Source organism: Ruegeria sp. HKCCD7628 (assembly GCF_057221005.1).
In genome coordinates this window covers 1-16,849 of sequence record NZ_JBWVBA010000002.1, presented here as the reverse complement: position 1 = coordinate 16,849, position 16,849 = coordinate 1, and the positions used below count along the sequence as shown (strand labels likewise).

Sequence of the window (16,849 nt, the reverse complement as noted above, 5' to 3'; positions counted from 1 at the left end):
TGATGGCACATATCGGCACGAGGTGTTCATTAATCAGATACGCTCATGCGTTCGCTATGCGAACCAAAGCGCTCATTCTGATCACGTTCACAAACCAAGCTGATCTTAGTCACTCGCTCGCTTCTGCAATGATCGTTGTCCACGCATCGTGCTGGGACAAGAAAACCCTGCCGTTCAGACCGTCGACAATATGAGACCGTTTGAGTCTGTCCATAACAGGACCCTTGACTTCGGACAGGTGTAGGCCAACGCCAAGCTCCCTAAGGCGGTGATTGATCGCCTCGAGAGTTTCCAGCGCTGAGTAGTCCACTTCGTTAACGGCGGAGAACATCAAAACAACATGTTTGACCTTCGTCCGGTCGGCAAGGCGACTGAAGATCAGTTCTTCCAGAAAGCCGGCGTTTACAAAGTAAAGACTCTCGTCGATGCGCAGCGTTAGCACCATAGGTGCGGTTTCGACATCGTGGCGCTGGACATTTCGAAAGTGCTCTGTCCCGGGCACGCGGCCCACTTCCGCAACATGCGGTCGAGACGTCTTGTACAAATGCAAAAGTATTGAAATCGCCACTCCAGACGCGACGCCGACTTCGACACCCAGACCGAGCGTCAGCAAAACCGTTGCTGATACCGCGATGAAGTCTGCACGGGAGTAGTCCCATGTTCTGCGAAATATTGAAAAATCCACGAGGCTCAGAACCGCCACAATGATTGTAGCGGCCAATGTGGCGTTTGGCAGGAAATACACCAATGGTGTCAACGCCAAGGCGGCGATTGCGAGGCCAAGCGCAGTATAGGCGCCAGCAGCTGGAGTTTCAGCGCCAGCATCGAAATTGACGACTGATCGCGCAAATCCCCCCGTGACAGGGTAGCCTCCGGTGAACGCTGCGCCTATGTTGGCTGCGCCCAGTCCAATGAGTTCCTGGTCCGGATCAATCCGTTGACGTTTCTTGGCTGCCAAAGTTTGCGCGACTGAGACGGATTCGACAAAGCCAATCACTGAAATCAGGACCGCCGGAACCAACAGCGCTGCAAGCAAGTTGGGCGCAAATACTGGCAATGTAAGCGGCGGCAGGCTTTGCGGGACTTCCCCAACGATTTTCACACCCATTTCGACAAGATCTAGTGCCCAAACAGTAACCGTAGTGGCAACTACGGCGGCAACAGGTCCCGCCTTCGTTAGAATATCGGCAAGCGCCGCCGGAGCACCCAACCTCAATAACCCGGGTTTTAACCATTGGCGGGCCCAAAAAAGGAAGGCTGTCGCACTGAGGCCGATGACAAGCGTAACCCAATTCACCTCGTGCAAGTGCGCTGCAATCGATGCGACAATCTCGAGCAATGTATGTCCGTGCGCATTCACACCCAAAATGTGCTTGAGTTGGCTGGCAGCGATCAAGATCCCAGATGCTGTGATAAACCCGGCGATCACCGGGTGGCTCAAAAAATTAGCCAGGAAGCCCAGCCGCAAGAGCCCCAAAAGCAACAGGAAACTGCCAGAAAGAAATGCGAGGGTCAGTGCCGCAACCGCGTAACCTGCCGTGCCTTGTTCAGCAACCTGACTGACAGCCGACGCTGTTAATAGTGAGACAACGGCAACCGGGCCAACCGCTAAGGCGCGACTGGTTCCAAATATTGCGTAAAGAAGAATTGGCGCGATGGATGCATACAGCCCTGCTTCTGGAGGCAATCCAGCCAAGAGCGCGTAGGCCAAGGATTGGGGTATCAGCATGATGGTGACGATCACCGCCGCCATCAGATCGTTAGAAAGCTCTGCCCGTCCATAGCTGCGAGCCCAACTCAGAACCGGCAGATATTGCGCCGTCCGCATCCTTACCTCCCGCTACGCCGCAGTGTCTCGTCGTGCGTGCCACAGCGTTGCAGCGCGCTGACCGCTTCGGCAGTAGCCAAGGACAGGCTCGGACAGCTGTGCCAACGCCTCAGAAAATGCAATGTGGTTCGCTTCTGTCGCGCCGGAGGGTTTAACCGGCACATAGCGAGCTTGCAGACCTTGCGCCTTGGCGCATTCTTGGATCTGGCTAAAAGTAGGCTGCTCCTTATGTTCGCCGTCAGGACGCACACAGATTAGCGAGCGAAATCCAAGCGTTTTGACTTCCGCCAAGTCATCGGTCTCCAATTGACCGCAAGTACTGAAGTCGTGGGAAATTTGGGTGATTTCCATCGCTCTCATCCTTTCAAAATCAGAGTTTGTTGACCGGAACCTTGAGCATGGGGTTGCCGTCCACGTCCGTTGGCACTTCACCCGCGCGCATATTTACTTGAAGAGATGGGATGATCAGCTTCGGCATTTCCAGCAGAGCATCTCGTTCAACTCGGAACTTGACGAACTCTTCTTTTGATTTGCCACCACCAACGTGGATATTGTGGGCTTTCTCATTGCCGACAGTTGTTTCCCAGGCGATGTCGCGCCCGTTTGGTCCGTAGTCATGGCACATGAAAAGTCGTGTCTCGTCCGGCAAGCTCAGGACTCTTTGAATGCTATCGTAAAGCGTTGCTGCATCGCCGCCGGGAAAATCTGCGCGCGCTGATCCCCCATCTGGCATGAACAAAGTATCGCCCACAAAAGCCGCATCTCCTGCGACATGTACCATGCAAGCCGGCGTATGGCCGGGGGTGTACATTGTGAACACCTGCATATTGCCAACCGTGTACGTATCGCCGTCTTCGAAAAGCTGATCGAACTGGCTGCCATCACGCTGGAACTCGGTACCTTCATTGAAGACCTTCCCAAACGTGTCCTGCACGATCATGATTTTTGAACCAATGCCGATTTTTCCCCCAAGCTTTTCTTGGATATACGGCGCGGCACTCAAATGATCGGCGTGAACATGGGTCTCAATGATCCATTCCAAATTCAGATCTTGGCTTACGATCTGGTGGACGAGCTCGTCTGCGTGATCGTGAGTGATGCGCCCCGCCGCGTAGTCAATGTCCATTACGCTATCGACAATGGCACATGAATTCGAGGTGGGATCCTTCACAATATAGCTGATGGTGTTCGTTGCCTCATCGAAAAAGGCCTGAACGTCCGGCTTGATGTTCATGTTCACGGGATACGTCATCTGATTGTACTCCAGGGAGGTTCAGGGAAATCGGTGACTAAGCCGCCGACTGAACAGGACGCGCGAAAAGGAGCCTGCGCAGTACAAACCCGGCAAGAACGGCAACCAGAAAGAGAACAACTTCCCAACGCCCGGTACCAAGTGCCGGTATCGCAGCGCCGGGGCAGAAGCCTGCAATTCCCCAACCGATGCCGAAGAGAGCCGAACCACCAACCAATCGCTTGTCTACGGCCGTCGCGTTTGGGATTTGAAAACGCCCAACAAAGAGCGGCGTTGTTTGCCGCCAGGCAAGTCTGTAGCCGAAGAACGTGACCAGGAGCGCACCACCCATAACAAAGGCGAGGCTAGGATCCCACGTCCCGGCAATATCGAAGAAATTCAAAACTTTGGCCGGATCCATCATGCCCGAAACAGCGATACCAACGCCAAAGATCAGGCCGGCAAACAAAGCAAACACAAGTTTCATTGCTTTATACTCCAAAGACGTGACGGATCAGGAAGACTGTGATTGCAGCTGTGACCATGAAGGTCGGCACTGCCACCAAAGAGCGAACAGACAGCCGAGATAGTCCGCAAACACCATGCCCTGACGTGCAGCCAGATCCGAGACTGGCGCCCAGACCGACGATCACACCGCCGATCACGATCATAATCGGGCTGACAGGTACTGTAAGTTCAGGCATTGCACCGGTCGCAGCGTAGATCAGGCCCGGTGCGAGCATCATTCCCAAAACCAAGGCTGTTCGCCAGGCGAATTCCTCGCGGTTTTCTGGGAATGCCAAGCCAGACAATATGCCCGTTGCACCCATGATCCGTCCCAGTCCGAGCATCAAAAGCACGGATCCAAGTCCAATTGCGAGCCCCCCTCCAAATGAGGCGATCGGCGTAAACACGGTTTCCATCAGGCGTCTCCGGTTGTTCATGTTGCAACCTGATTACCGGTCGGCACCTCACTCTTCAGTGACAATGTCACTTAACGCAAAGAATTCATGCGCTGTTCGCCAAACGCTCCAATTGAGGTTTGTTCCGGAGGGTGATCCGCCCCCTCGTCTGAAGGATAAGTCCTCGCTTTTGAAAATCATTCAGTATGCGTGAAACGACCTCACGCGCTGTCCCTAACTCGTTTGCTAAAGCCTGATGCGTCGCCTGGATTTCGGAATGGCCTTCTCCTAGCGCCAAAAGGCGCTCTGCCAGTCGAACATCCATTCTGCCAAAGGCGACATCGTCTACTACGCGCAAAAGATCAATCAACCGACGAGAATAAGCCGAGAAAACGAAACCGCGAAAACTGTCTTCTTCAGCAGCCAGCCTATCAAATGAAGTTTTAGGTAATGTGATAGCAGTGACGTCGGTCTCGGCAATTCCCTCAGCATTATAAACTTCCTCGGACAGCATGCAGGCGGTGGTCAGCACGCAGCTCTCTCCAGCTTCAACGCGATACAGCACGATTTCTCGCCCGGCATCAGAACTTTGAGAGACGCGTATGCGGCCGGCATGCAAAAACATCAGACTGTCCGGGATGTTGTCGGGTCCAAAAACTTGCTGACCCTGCTTGTATGAAACCACGCGTGCTTCATGTAGAAGCTTATCCCTGACCCGCCGAGGTAGATTTCTGGTGCCAAGAAAGCTTTCGGTCCAATCTCCCTTCAATTTATGTCCTATGCTTTGTGCGTTCGGTTCACTGGTTCCCTACAAAGATGCGGTGGCACGCGATCTGGATCAATGGCTCTCTTCGTTTTTGTAACCAGCTAGATCCGAGCATCGCCCAACATTGACCCGCCCGACTTGCCATTAACGCACGGCTCAGCGCTTTGGCCGCTTCGGGCTCGAAGCGGACTTGCGGCACCGCAGCGGTTCGAACTGTGGACTGCTCCCGAAAGCAGGCATTGCAATCGTCGAGATGACCGGGCGTTTTCAGCGTCTTCGCCCAATGCGCTGACATTCAGATTTCGGAAGCTGTCGTTGGGACAATCCTGGCTCGCCAACCGCTCAGAGCCCTAAGCAGCCTCTTTTTGAGACCGTCTCGAATGGTGCTTATGGATCGCCATACGTGAATCTGATGATGCACAAAAAGCCTATTCAGCTACGACTGGTGCGATTTCATCCCGTTCATCGACTCGTCTTCGAACCATCTCAGCAATCAAAATGCCAGCCGGCGCCGATCCCCAAATGCAAATCTGGATCGCGAGGGCTTCGATGTCGCGAAACAGCGGATCGATGACAAAAAGTAGAACACGAAACAACCAGAATGATCCCCACATCGAACCAACAAAGCGCCACATCCAGATACGGTGCTGGGCTGTATCCTGTCGTCTTATTGCCAGTATTCCCATAACAGCGGTGGCATAGACGAAGATAGACATTGAGAAAAAGCCCCATGTCGACAGGGCCCCGCCGTACTCTCCAACAGGACCGTGTTGGGCCGCGAGTATCGCAGCGCAACCAACACCAACTGTCAGTATCCCAAAGCTGATGCGCCCAAGGATCGCGTGGTTCGCCCCCCGACCACCGGGAAAGAACATTTGTACGTGCATCAGCACAAAAACAATGGAATTGCAGACGACATGCCCAAGCAGCAGAGCCGATCTTAGCTCTGGTCCATTCGCAAAACGATCATAAAAGGCAACGCCCCACGCAGGATGGTTTGTGAATGTGTTGCCCCAGACGGAGCAGGAATTGTCTGGGCACGTGGAGACGGCAGCGGCACTCAACGGATCGCTCAGTCCCAAATTGATCAACACGTCATAGATACCGACAAAGTTAGCTATGGAGGCCGCGGGGCCGTAAATGACGTATCCGGCGTTCAAGTACAGCATCAGCAGAATGCCAAAGAGAAGTACGGGCACGAACTTTCTCTTCATGACCGCATGAACAGCCAGACCCGCCCATATTGCCAGACCGACGAAGACCGATATCACACCCAACGGAACCGCCATTTTGCCCTCCCCGAACAATACGATCGTTTAAAAGGCTCGCACAATGGGCGTTCGCGGCGCAATAAATTTTGCGATCGGAAACTCGCGTAGCGAGGACGAGCGCGTTTTACGATCCTCCCAAAATGCGCGTCTCGAACAGGAAATCCTTGAGCTTTTGCTCAACAAGAGGTCCGGACGTCGTGTTTGCATCATTCAGTTTCACCGTCACGCAAAGCCCGCGTGGCCCTCCAGCCTCCACCTGCACATCGGCATTAGACACCTGAAGTTCGTCACGAAGCAGATTTTTCACGACCAGCTTTGCAGCATCGCATCGCAGGCTGGGTTTGAAAATCTTGCCCACGGACGTCAGGGGGATCTCATCAACAATTTCAATGATTTTGGGCCATGCCGGTCTTTCGTCGATGGTCTGCCGAGCATGTTCCATGAGTTCCTCGACCGTAACATCATCCGGTGTGTGGACCTGAACAAAGCACATGGGCAGTTCTCCGGCATAAGGATCAGGCATCCCGACCGCAGCGGCCAACGCGACAGCGGGATGGGTGCTCATCGCGTTTTCGATCATGGCCGGATCTATATTATGACCGCTTCTAATAATGAGGTCTTTCGAACGGCCAGCAACGTACAGGCAGCCATCAGCGTCTTTGTATCCCAAGTCGCCCGAGTTTAGGACACCCTCGTCGAATACCCCAGTGTTGAAGCTCGGCTCGCTGTATCCTGGAGACACGTGGGAGCCTGTAATTGCAATTACACCAATTTCGCCGACCTCGCATTCCTCTCCCAGACGGCCATCGCTTTCCAGCTTCAGAACGTCGACACTTGTGTATGGCAACGCCCAACCCACTGAGCCCGCAGTACCAGAACCACCCAGTGGGTCGATACTGATCAGTCCGGACGCTTCTGTCATGCCAAGAATTTCGAACAAAGTGCAGCCCGTGACCTCCTTGAAGCGTTGCCCGACGGCGGGTGGAAGCAGTGATGCGCCGGTTGCACCCGCCCGCACGCCCGAGACGTCATTATCACCAATCGGTGTCTGCAGGATCGCCCCAATCGCGGTTGGAACACCTCCGACAATCGTGACTTTGTGATCTGCGACAAGCCGCCAGAAGCTTTCGACCACCGATGGATTACGCAAACCCGCGGGCGTCATCACAAGCAGCTCTACGCCTACCATGAAACAGCTGAGCCCGCCCACAATCGTGCCGGCGACGTGGAAAAGCGGGAACGTGGCCGTAAAAACATCATCCGAACGAAAACCACACATAGCTGCGCCCCCGAAAGCTGCAACCAATTGACTGCGATGCGTGTGTGCAACAAGCTTTGGAACGCCCGTTGTACCCCCGGTGTGAAAATAGGCCGCCAGATCAGAACCGCTCCGGGCCTTCCCAAATGCCAGGTGATCCTGTGGTTGGTCAGACAATGCCTCGGTGAGGTCAATCACCCCGGCTTCAGCAGGCGTACCCGGGGGAGAAACGCGTACCAGCACGAGGTCCGGGATTTGCTCCCTCAATGCCAAAGCTTTCTGCCAGATGTCGAGTTGTGGGTGTGGGCCAAGAGTAACGAGGATTTTCGCCCCCGACGCTTTGATAAGCTCTGCTATGCTCTCAGGCTGCAAAAGAAAGTTTATGGGCACAGCGTAACCAGCCGTTTCTGCGCCCCAAAGCGTGACGTGTGTTTCAACCAAAGCGGGCAACATATACGCCACGCCCGGTGCCTCCCCTCCAATCTCGGCAAAAAGATTTGCTGCGCGCCGGATCTGCCCAAGTAGCTGGCCGTAGGTGACACGACGAGGCTGCTCATCTGGTGCTCCGGTCATCAACATCGTCAGTGCAACAGCATCGGGATCACGCTCAGCACTGTTTTCAAAGACCTCCAAGATGCTTTGCTCGGGCAACCGTTCGTCGAGCGTCATCTCGGCTTCGAACTCGGCTATGTCGTCGCGCGTCCTGATCGGACGTGTGCCCAGATTAGCCATGGGGTCTCCTTCAACTCTACTAAGGTTGTTTCCGAGCTTTGGCCGAAGAACAGGATTTTGCAACTCCGATGTACGTGCTGAGATCCACATGCTGATCGAGTAGGCTACGGAATCCAGCTATTTACGAATTTCCGGTGTGTCCGCATGTGAGACATAGAACTGGAGCGTAGCTAATGTCCGGATTGGATTTCGGTCGATTTGCGTGATTTGGACGTCCGCTTTTGGGAAATCGCGCTGCATTGCCGCGAGTATTTTTGCGATCTGGTTGGTGAGGGCGCGCGATGTTTGCTGCATCAGCATCCGGCAGCTAAGTCCGCACACCGGTCATTCACTGAATTTTTCTGAGCGACCGCACTGAGCCCAAAGTTGTCGCTTAAAAAGGGAGCCAGGAGATTTGAGAGCCCATTGGGTAAACCGCTATTTCTAATCGCGCAGAAGCACTTCTGAGAGTAGTGTCATCCTCCCGACATGCCAGCTACGTTTACATAAAGGGCGTACACAGAATGGCTTGCTGCCATGAAAAGTCGGCTGTTCGCACGGCCTCCAAAGCAGAGATTGGCACATCGTTCAGGCAAAGCGATGCGACCTATAGGAGTTCCATCAGGGGCAAAGACCATCACTCCGTCCAGTTCGGCATCACCCATGCCCCAACCGCACCAGAGATTACCGTCCACATCCACGCGGAACCCGTCAGGCGTGCCAGAACCTGCATCGATTAGCACACGCTTGTTCTGGATCGAGGCACCATCCGTGTTCACGTCATAAGCCAGTATCTTTCGAGACGGTTCACCACGCGATTCAACAATGTAAAGCACGGTCTCATCGGGGCTGAAGGCCAAGCCGTTTGGCCCTAGAATGTCATCGGCTACGACTTTCAGTTTTTCGGTGTCGGGGTCCACTCGGTATACGTTCTGGCCTAACTCTGGTTCGGCGCGATGACCCTCATAGTTGCCCGAGATGCCAAACGGTGGATCGGTGAACCAGACACTGCCGTCGGATTTGACGATCACATCGTTGGGCGAGTTGAGTCGCTTTCCGTCAAAGCTCTCGGCTAGCACAGTGATTGAGCCATCATATTCTGTACGCGTAACCCGTCGTCCACCGTGCTCGCACGTTATCAGACGACCTTGCCTGTCCCGGGTCTGACCATTGGCGAAATTCGACGGCTGGCGAAACGCCGATGACTGTCCGGTAACCTCGTCCCAGCGCATGATCCGGTTATTCGGAATATCACTCCATAGCAGATAGCGCCCGTCACCGAACCACACTGGCCCTTCACACCAGCGACAACCAGTTGCCAATCGTTCGACGCCGGCCAACGGCAGCTTGTATTTATCAAACCGAGGATCGAGTGTCACAACGGAGGGATCTGGATACCGTTGGGATGGTTGCCAGCTATTTTCGAAGTCATTTTTGTCCGTCATAGATCATCCTCAGTGTGGCGCCTGCTCAAGCTATGTGACTGGTCTTGAATTGAACAGGGCAGGCTATGCACTCGGTCCAAAGATCGACCAGCCTGTCGCACGAACTAACTCCTGAAATGCGATAGTCGCCAAATGGGAGTTGCCTTTTTGATCTAGCCCGGGGCTCCAGGCGACTACAGATGCGATACCAGGTACAATGCACAAGATTCCGCCACCAACACCGCTTTTCGCTGGAAGGCCAACACGGAAGGCGAACTCACCCGAGGCATCATAAGAACCACACATCATCATCAGTGCGGTTACTCTTCTGGCTCGCTGTGCCGATAATACTGTGGCACCGGTGGCCGGATTTTGACCCGCTGCGGCGAGAAAGCGGCCCGCCAATGCTAGCTGTTCACATGACATTGCGATGCTACATTGGCGAAAGTACAGAGACAAAACATCCTCTACCGGCGCGTTTAGATTTCCTTCCGCCTGCATAAAATGCGCAAGAGCGCGGTTTCTGGACCCAGTTCGCATCTCAGACTCTGCAACTGACGCATCGACCTCGATCGAGTTGTCCTCCGAAAGCTCTTGGCACAATCCCAAAAGGTCGTTGACTGCTTCATCAGAAGAACGGTCTTCGAGCAGAACATCTGCCACTATGATCGCACCCGGGTTGATAAACGGGTTCCTTGGGATTCCGCGTTCGTGTTCAAGCTGAACGATTGAATTGAATGGATCGCCGGAAGGTTCCCGACCGACTCTTTGCCACAAAGTGGCACCAACCTGTTGAAGCGCCAATGTGAGCGAGAACACTTTTGAAATGCTCTGAATCGAGAATAGCGTGCTCGCGTCTCCAGCGGAAATTAGCGGGCCGTTGATTGGTGCAATGGCAATACCGAATTGGTTCAGATCAACTGTGGCGAGTTCTGGAATGTATTGCGCCACTTTCCCCCTTTCGGACATGCCGGCAATGCGATCTGCGATATCGTCCAAGACTTCCTGAAGCCGTTCGCTATCGGTGGTTTTGAGTATCGGCATGGATCTCCTCCGTCCAGACAGTGTGATCTACGCCCTTACTAAACTCGGGAAATTTGCTTGCGACAAAGCGAGGTTCGAGGTTCTGTCGGCGTTGCGAAAAATAGTCCACCGTTAATTTGTATACGGTGCCAGACAGGAGCACTATTGCCACCAAATTGATGGTTGCCATTATTCCCATGGCGGCATCCGCGAAATTGAACACTGTGGCAACAGCTTGCACAGCGCCCCAAACAACCATTGCAAGGCAGCCCAAACGCAAGGTGTAAATCGGCAGCTTCCCTTCCAATTTTAAGAACGTCATCGCGTTTTCGGCATATGAGTAGTTGCCAAGTATGGATGTGAAGCCAAAAAAGACGATAGCAATCGCGATAAAGTGGCGACCGATTTCGCCGAGATGGACCGCCGCCGCGTCTTGAGTCAGTCGCATACCCGTAGGACCATCAATTTCGATTGCGCCCGACAAAAGAATTAGCAATGCAGTTGCCGTCGCGACCAAAATTGTATCCACAAAACACCCGAATGCCTGAACGAAACCTTGGCTGGAAGGGTGGTGGGGCTCAGGTGTGGCAACCGCTGCAATGTTCGGTGCTGAGCCCATGCCCGCTTCGTTGGAGAAAAGTCCCCGTTTTATGCCGTTAAGGGCAGCAGCCATGACGCCGCCTGTCACGCCTCCGGCAGCTTCTTGAAGGCCAAATGCCCCTGCAACAATCGACCACAACATAGCGGGTACTTCGGAAATGTTCAGGACTACCACAACACAGGCAAGCAAGAGGTAGAGACCTGCCATGAGCGGCACGACAATCTCAGCGAACTTTGCGATGGTCCTTATTCCACCGAATATGACCACGGCTGCGGCTGCGGCCAGCGCTATGCCAACGATCAATTTGTTCAACCCGAACGCGCCCTCGAAAGCTTCGGCGATCGAGTTGGATTGGACGGCGACAAAAACCAAACCAAAGCTAACAATCAGGCAGATCGAAAAAATGACTCCGGCCCAAGGAGCATTCAAGGCGTTGGCCATGTAGAACGCTGGGCCTCCTCTGAATCTGCCGTTGGACGATGTGACTTTATAGAGTTGGGCCAAAGTACTTTCAGAATAAGCCGTGGCCATTCCAACCAATGCTACGATCCACATCCAAAAGATGGCGCCCGGACCTCCTAAGGTCAGGGCCACAGCTACGCCAGCCAGGTTTCCAGTGCCGACGCGTGAAGCCAAGCTTACCGTCAGCGCTTGAAACGGAGTAATACCTCTTTTGTCCGTGCTCTTCGAAGACGTGAGTACGCGCACCATTTCCCCAAAATGAAGAAACTGAAGTGCGCCAAGACGAATTGTAAAAAAGATACCGGTTCCAAGAAGTCCGTAAATTAATGCGTAGTTCCAAAGAACCGTGTTTATGCCATTAACCAATACTTCCATAGCACGCCTCTTAATAATTCAAACACTTCCCGGAAGACAAAAAACAGTCTGCCTAGTTTTTCATCATGCACAAAGATGCGAAAATTGTCAGGAATAAGCTGCGCGGTATCAATAAAAGGTTGACGTGGATAGCACTGAAATTGAGGCACAGGCATATAGCTACGTATCCATTTGGCAATTCGCTCAGCAGTAGTTCACGCCAAGTGCTGCGAACGACAGCGTCGAACCCAAAGAGGCAAATGCTGCGCTTTATGCGACTGTCCCATTTGATTGGATTCTTCGGAAAGCGGCAAAGCGTTCGTACAATCCCAGTGCAGCCGACGGCTGCTACTAGCACAAAGCAGAAATGCTTGAAGGGCAGCGTGCTCTTAAGTTGTCCCGCGCTTTTTCAACTATTTGCAGATAGGCAATTCTAGTGGCCGTTGTTTAGGCAAGGAAGCTCTCCAACTATTTATGATCGGTTGGAGGCTACTTTTGGGCCAGAACTTTGGTGCGCCTATTGCTTGCAAGCAAGCAGCGTTCCAATAAACTCCTGCCCGCGATAGTGATTTCCCCTTTTTCACAGCCTTAGCGACAGCATTGATATCCTTGGATTCCGGGTAGATATACAGGGTCGTCGGATTCCCTTCCACAAGCGCCAATATCTCTTTTGAGGCCGACTGTGACCAGGTTGTGCAGCCATTGCTACGGCCGCCAGTGTAGTTCACAAGTTTTCCGTAGGGGACATAGCCGTCGTTGTCTGCATGAGTGCTTCGAGGACTTTTGAACCTACATTGCCACTTAAGGAAAACAGCGGGATGGCCTCCAATGGCGCGCTCGCGAGCATTGCTCGTTTCTCCTTCCCCATCAAACAAAAGAAAGGTGCGGTAGAACGGCTGCGTTTTGCCGGAATGACTGTAATAACCTTTGAAGGACGTGCGGGTTTCAGCCGTCACATAGGCACCTCCGGCGGTAAGTTTAGATCCTTCTGCATTGCTGAAGTTCTTCGCGCATTGCCGACCATTCGAAAAATTGGCGGCCCTTAGTTTTCGGCCATTTCCATAGCCGGACGAAACCGCTCGGAAAGAATTTTGTGACTCGCAGATGACGTAAAACCGCTTCGCGGGATTGCCGTTTCTTGCAGTGCTGGGGCGGGTTGCATCCTTGGCAAAGTAGCAGGGGTTCCTTACTTCGCCTCGTCGTACTTTCTCTATGTAAAGCGCTCGCGCCCTGTTCAAAACGATCGGCGCGATTTGGCCGTCACCCGTACCCACGTGTTTTTGTAACCACACTGGGACATCTTGCGATATCGCCTCGACGCGGTCTGGGAGGACGCCCGCCGAGATGGCAATTGTAGTGGCAGTGAGTGCGAGACGGAGTGAATTCGGTAGCAACTGGAGATCTCCTGCTAGAATGTCCTCCTGGCCAGTCTAACACAGTTCTTATACTTCACGACGCCAGCCAGGTGTACCAACGAAGCTTCGTGTTGCCACAAATCCCACACTACGTTTATTTGGGGGGCTAACACTTTGCGCAATTAGGCTGCCATGTAGCGTAGAATTCTGGACATTCAGAGTTTTGCTTCCAAATAAATGCTATGACCACACGTCGAAAGTTCCTGTTCTTAACCGTAACCGCAATGGCTGCTCCATACATAGCGCGGGGACAAACGGTAGCGCTGAATAATGTGATAAGCGGTCTGCCGCAGTTGCATTCACTTCAAATTCAACGCGGAGATGAAGCTTCCACTAGCGCCGTCGTAACGGCGTCGATCATTTTGGTGTGAGGCGACGCCGTCATACTTGCCAAGCCAACAATGCGTTCTGGTCCATTCTGTTCAAGGGGGATCCTTTTGAGCCGCAGATGGTCATATGCAGCTAAACGGCTGTCTGGTATGATTGATACGCCAAGTTCAGCGGCCACCATACTTGAGATTGCTTCAAGACTCTCAAGCTCCATAGCGTCTTTGACTTCAATGCCTTTCCTTTGCAGCCAAGTCTCGATTTGCCTTCCCACAACCGCATCACGCGTAAAACGAATAAACGGTGACGCACAAAGCAGTTCTCTTGAAGATAAATCTGGGGTGTTTTCCGAGACAAGTAGGACCAATTTTTCGGATACAATTTCAGAGAATTCCAACGTGTTTGGCAGAATATCCGGTCGGGAGATGATCGCCGCTTGGATCTGCCCGCGGTCTAATTGTAGCAAAAGCTGATTGGTCAAACCTGGAACAATCCGTACAAGGATATCCGGATGCACGGACTTTAGCGTCGCTAGCGCAGTCGGCACTAATCCAGTCAGGGTCGTTGGAACGGCACCCAAAGTTATTTCACCAGAGAGTTCGTTGTTCGACTTCACCCTTTCCGCCAAACCGTCATATGCGGCCACCACCGCAGCAGCCTCACCGACGAACGTTAGCCCGGTATGAGTAAGTTTGGGCGACTTGGATGATCGGTCAAATAAATCGAGCCCCAACGCGACTTCCAGATTCCGCATCTGGTGACTGACCGCCGACGGAGTTAGATGCTCCGCCTCCGACGCGGCACGGAAGCTACCATGTCGATGAACCGCGATTAGAGTTCGCAGTGCCCGAATGCTCATTCCGATAACCTCGCCACCGCTTAAATCGTGATCCATACGTGAAAGCATTTCACGAATTTGTCAAAGATTTTTCGTTTTTGTTCATTTTTGTTGATGTGTACCATGCACACAGCACGCCTTATGAAACCAAACCCAGAGGTGCTTATGGTTGCTCCCAAATCCAACGCCTATACTTCCATCGTCGCCAAACCCTTCGCTCCAAACCTCGGGGCTGAGATCTACGGAGTCGACTTAAGCCGGCCTGTGCCTGACGACCAGTTTGCAGAGATCTGCGACGCTTTTCACACCTACCAGGTGCTGTTCTTCAAAGAGCAGAAGGAAATACCACCAGCGCAGCACATTGAATTTGGGAAACGCTTTGGGCCGCTTCACGCACACCCCGCAGCCCCAACGATGGACGGGTATCCGGAGATTTTCGAAATACATGCAACTAAGAATTCCAAGGTAGCAAACGGTGAGTTCTGGCACTCTGACGTCTCTTGCGATGAGACACCCCCCCTTGGAACTATGCTGCAAATCCATATCGCCCCTCCTTGTGGCGGGGACACTATGTTCAGTGATATGTATGCGGCCTACGACGATCTTTCTGAACCGATAAAAGATATGATCGGCGGGTTATCTGCACTTCATAGTTCCGAGCATATATACAAAGGCCGCTATAGCGACAGGGGGCAAAAAGACAGCGAAATTGACTGTCCCGAAGCAGTTCATCCGATCGTTAGGACTCATCCGGAAACGGGCCGGAAATCGCTGTTTGTGAATCGAACATTTACAACAAAGATTTTGGGCTTGTCGGAAAAGGAAAGCGACGCGATCCTCAACATGCTTTTCGAGCATGCGGAACAGATCAACTATCAAATCCGGTTCAGGTGGTCGCTTAACGACATGGCCTTTTGGGACAATCGGTGTTGTATGCATCGTGCGATCTGGGACTATTGGCCCGCAGAGCGAAAAGGGCGACGCGTGACCGTGAAAGGCGATAGACCTGTTTAAACTCGACCGAACCGAATTGCTCGATCAAAGAAACCAGATCTTTAGGAGCGCCAAGTGCGAGCTGCAGTCGTAAGAGAGTTTTGTGAAGACCTTTCGATTGAGACGGTCCCGGACCCAACCTGCCCAGACAATGGAGTGGTCCTGGAGGTCGCGGCCTGTGGCGTATGCCGCTCGGATTACCATGGATGGTCTGGCGCGCATCCCAAAGTTCAAAATGGCTCGATCTTAGGGCACGAATATTGTGGAACTGTGGTAGAGGCAGGGCCTCAAGCGCAGCACAGTGTTGGTGACCGCCTCATAGCGCCATTCATCTTGGGGTGCGGCAGCTGCAGCGCTTGTCAAACAGGCGTATCAAACACGTGTGCCAACCAAATCGTTCCAGGATTTGGAACGCCAGGTGCCTACGCTGAATATGTTGCAGTGCCGTTTGACCATAACTTAGTTCACTTGCCAGAAACGCTCTCTCCTTCCTTGGCGGCAGGGCTCGGGTGTCGTGTAACCACTGCTTGGCATGCTTTGACAGACCGTGCAGATGTCGCAGCTGGTGAATGGGTGGCTGTCCACGGAACAGGAGGTATTGGCTTGTCCGTTCTTCTATTGGCAAAAATGCTTGGATGCAGAGTTGTCGTAGTGGATGTGGTTGAAGAGAAACTTGCGCATGCAAAGCTCAACGGTGCAGACGCTACAGTAAATGCCAGCAAAGAAGACGCCGCAGCAGCGATCCTAGATATCACGGATGGAGGAGCACAGGTTTCCATAGAAGCGCTGGGGATCGAAAAAACGACGAACGCATCCTTAGAGTGTCTCGCTATCCTTGGTCGACACGTACAAATTGGTATGCCGTCGGGCGACGGCCAGATGCACGTGAACATGCGGGCAATCTATTCCAAACAACTCTCGTTTTTCGGCACTCGTGGTATGCCTTCATGGAAATACCCTCGTCTTCTAGGAATGATCGAACGTGGCGAAGTGGATATCCAGCCAATGGTCGCCAGGGAGGTCCGATTGGAAGAGGCGAGCAATGAACTTCGAGCAATGAATGGACCAACTTCCCCAGGAACCGCTATTATCACGAAGTTTCAGCCGTGATCAGTCCAAACGCCTGATTGGTTTTATTAAACAGTCATTCTCTTTATCATTGTGCGCTCCTATGCAAATTCAGTTTTTCGCGTAAACTAGCTGTTCCGGGTAACGCAATGAACGCCTGCTTTGGGCTCCTTACGGACTTCAGAGGCCGCGCAGCAATCTCTTGATATGGTGCCTCGTCAACGTCGGGTTGTCATTTCGGGAGGGCATGGCCGATCGGAGGATCAGTCATGGAAACACCAAACCTACCAGCCATTCGCGCACTTCGCCCGCATGGAACAAAGGCCGCATCGTGGGTCAGAAACGACCGCTGAAGCCTAAGCATGTCTGGGCGATCC

General features: G+C 53.1%; 15 protein-coding genes and 2 pseudogenes. 5 read left to right on the top strand and 12 right to left on the bottom strand.

The features are described 5' to 3' along the window. Positions 1-109: 109 nt before the first annotated feature. The 11 genes from AC2TAD_RS06450 to AC2TAD_RS06400 form a co-directional block, all read right to left on the bottom strand. Positions 110-1,828: a SulP family inorganic anion transporter gene (locus AC2TAD_RS06450; protein WP_480866685.1), complete on the bottom strand. Its 1,719-nt coding sequence runs from the start codon at positions 1,826-1,828 to the stop codon at positions 110-112. A 12-nt stretch (positions 1,829-1,840) separates the two neighbouring features. Next, entirely contained in the window at positions 1,841-2,179 is a 339-nt protein-coding gene (locus tag AC2TAD_RS06445) for a protein tyrosine phosphatase family protein (RefSeq protein ID WP_480866683.1), read from the bottom strand. A 19-nt stretch (positions 2,180-2,198) separates the two neighbouring features. After that, positions 2,199-3,080, bottom strand: coding sequence for an MBL fold metallo-hydrolase (locus AC2TAD_RS06440; RefSeq protein ID WP_480866681.1), 882 nt, complete (start codon positions 3,078-3,080; stop codon positions 2,199-2,201). 37 nt (positions 3,081-3,117) lie between these two features. Then, a complete protein-coding gene (locus tag AC2TAD_RS06435; RefSeq protein ID WP_480867143.1) occupies positions 3,118-3,546 on the bottom strand; it encodes a DUF6691 family protein in 429 nt (142 codons plus the stop codon). A gap of 4 nt (positions 3,547-3,550) precedes the next feature. Next, positions 3,551-3,982 carry a YeeE/YedE family protein gene (locus tag AC2TAD_RS06430; protein WP_480866680.1) on the bottom strand — a complete coding sequence of 144 codons (432 nt, stop codon included), beginning with the start codon at positions 3,980-3,982 and terminating at the stop codon, positions 3,551-3,553. Between the two features lie 85 nt (positions 3,983-4,067). Further along, positions 4,068-4,730: a Crp/Fnr family transcriptional regulator gene (locus tag AC2TAD_RS06425; RefSeq protein ID WP_480866678.1), complete on the bottom strand. Its 663-nt coding sequence runs from the start codon at positions 4,728-4,730 to the stop codon at positions 4,068-4,070. A 425-nt stretch (positions 4,731-5,155) separates the two neighbouring features. After that, entirely contained in the window at positions 5,156-6,016 is an 861-nt protein-coding gene (locus AC2TAD_RS06420) for a DUF2306 domain-containing protein (RefSeq protein ID WP_480504963.1), read from the bottom strand. Between the two features lie 106 nt (positions 6,017-6,122). Beyond that, the gene (locus tag AC2TAD_RS06415; RefSeq protein ID WP_480504961.1) at positions 6,123-7,988 is read right to left on the bottom strand and encodes an AMP-binding protein; all 1,866 of its coding nucleotides are present in this window, start codon (positions 7,986-7,988) and stop codon (positions 6,123-6,125) included. Positions 7,989-8,443: 455 nt separating this feature from the next. After that, positions 8,444-9,412: an SMP-30/gluconolactonase/LRE family protein gene (locus AC2TAD_RS06410; RefSeq protein WP_480866676.1), complete on the bottom strand. Its 969-nt coding sequence runs from the start codon at positions 9,410-9,412 to the stop codon at positions 8,444-8,446. A 63-nt stretch (positions 9,413-9,475) separates the two neighbouring features. Next, positions 9,476-10,435: a glutaminase gene (locus tag AC2TAD_RS06405; RefSeq protein ID WP_480866674.1), complete on the bottom strand. Its 960-nt coding sequence runs from the start codon at positions 10,433-10,435 to the stop codon at positions 9,476-9,478. After that, positions 10,410-11,852 (bottom strand): alanine/glycine:cation symporter family protein, encoded by a 1,443-nt coding sequence (locus AC2TAD_RS06400; RefSeq protein WP_480866673.1) that lies wholly within the window; start codon positions 11,850-11,852, stop codon positions 10,410-10,412. Before AC2TAD_RS06400 ends, AC2TAD_RS06405 begins: the two co-directional genes overlap by 26 nt. A 797-nt stretch (positions 11,853-12,649) precedes the next feature. Here AC2TAD_RS06400 and AC2TAD_RS06395 point away from each other — a divergent pair. Next, on the top strand, positions 12,650-12,877 hold the full coding sequence (locus tag AC2TAD_RS06395) for a hypothetical protein (protein ID WP_480866671.1): 228 nt from the start codon (positions 12,650-12,652) through the stop codon (positions 12,875-12,877). A 679-nt stretch (positions 12,878-13,556) separates the two neighbouring features. Here AC2TAD_RS06395 and AC2TAD_RS06390 read toward each other — a convergent pair. Further along, positions 13,557-14,432 (bottom strand): LysR family transcriptional regulator, encoded by an 876-nt coding sequence (locus AC2TAD_RS06390; protein WP_480866669.1) that lies wholly within the window; start codon positions 14,430-14,432, stop codon positions 13,557-13,559. Positions 14,433-14,576: 144 nt separating this feature from the next. On the opposite strand from AC2TAD_RS06390, the gene AC2TAD_RS06385 reads away from it, so the two are divergent. The 4 genes and pseudogenes from AC2TAD_RS06385 to AC2TAD_RS06370 form a co-directional block, all read left to right on the top strand. Continuing rightward, positions 14,577-15,425, top strand: coding sequence for a TauD/TfdA dioxygenase family protein (locus tag AC2TAD_RS06385; protein ID WP_480866667.1), 849 nt, complete (start codon positions 14,577-14,579; stop codon positions 15,423-15,425). 54 nt (positions 15,426-15,479) lie between these two features. Continuing rightward, a pseudogene (locus AC2TAD_RS06380) lies at positions 15,480-15,869 on the top strand (alcohol dehydrogenase catalytic domain-containing protein); the annotation flags it as partial. Between the two features lie 138 nt (positions 15,870-16,007). Next, on the top strand, positions 16,008-16,514 hold the full coding sequence (locus tag AC2TAD_RS06375; RefSeq protein ID WP_480867141.1) for a zinc-binding dehydrogenase: 507 nt from the start codon (positions 16,008-16,010) through the stop codon (positions 16,512-16,514). Positions 16,515-16,741: 227 nt separating this feature from the next. Further along, positions 16,742-16,849: pseudogene (locus AC2TAD_RS06370) on the top strand (integrase); the annotation flags it as partial.

Coding starts and splice junctions, on each gene's coding strand:
- AC2TAD_RS06415 (WP_480504961.1), bottom strand. CDS start 7,988: ATGGCTAATCTGGGCACACGTCCGATCAGGACGCGCGACGACATAGCC.
- AC2TAD_RS06410 (WP_480866676.1), bottom strand. CDS start 9,412: ATGACGGACAAAAATGACTTCGAAAATAGCTGGCAACCATCCCAACGG.
- AC2TAD_RS06385 (WP_480866667.1), top strand. CDS start 14,577: ATGGTTGCTCCCAAATCCAACGCCTATACTTCCATCGTCGCCAAACCC.
- AC2TAD_RS06440 (WP_480866681.1), bottom strand. CDS start 3,080: ATGACGTATCCCGTGAACATGAACATCAAGCCGGACGTTCAGGCCTTT.
- AC2TAD_RS06390 (WP_480866669.1), bottom strand. CDS start 14,432: ATGAGCATTCGGGCACTGCGAACTCTAATCGCGGTTCATCGACATGGT.
- AC2TAD_RS06450 (WP_480866685.1), bottom strand. CDS start 1,828: ATGCGGACGGCGCAATATCTGCCGGTTCTGAGTTGGGCTCGCAGCTAT.
- AC2TAD_RS06400 (WP_480866673.1), bottom strand. CDS start 11,852: ATGGAAGTATTGGTTAATGGCATAAACACGGTTCTTTGGAACTACGCA.
- AC2TAD_RS06435 (WP_480867143.1), bottom strand. CDS start 3,546: ATGAAACTTGTGTTTGCTTTGTTTGCCGGCCTGATCTTTGGCGTTGGT.
- AC2TAD_RS06445 (WP_480866683.1), bottom strand. CDS start 2,179: ATGGAAATCACCCAAATTTCCCACGACTTCAGTACTTGCGGTCAATTG.
- AC2TAD_RS06395 (WP_480866671.1), top strand. CDS start 12,650: ATGGCCTCCAATGGCGCGCTCGCGAGCATTGCTCGTTTCTCCTTCCCC.
- AC2TAD_RS06430 (WP_480866680.1), bottom strand. CDS start 3,982: ATGGAAACCGTGTTTACGCCGATCGCCTCATTTGGAGGGGGGCTCGCA.
- AC2TAD_RS06405 (WP_480866674.1), bottom strand. CDS start 10,435: ATGCCGATACTCAAAACCACCGATAGCGAACGGCTTCAGGAAGTCTTG.
- AC2TAD_RS06420 (WP_480504963.1), bottom strand. CDS start 6,016: ATGGCGGTTCCGTTGGGTGTGATATCGGTCTTCGTCGGTCTGGCAATA.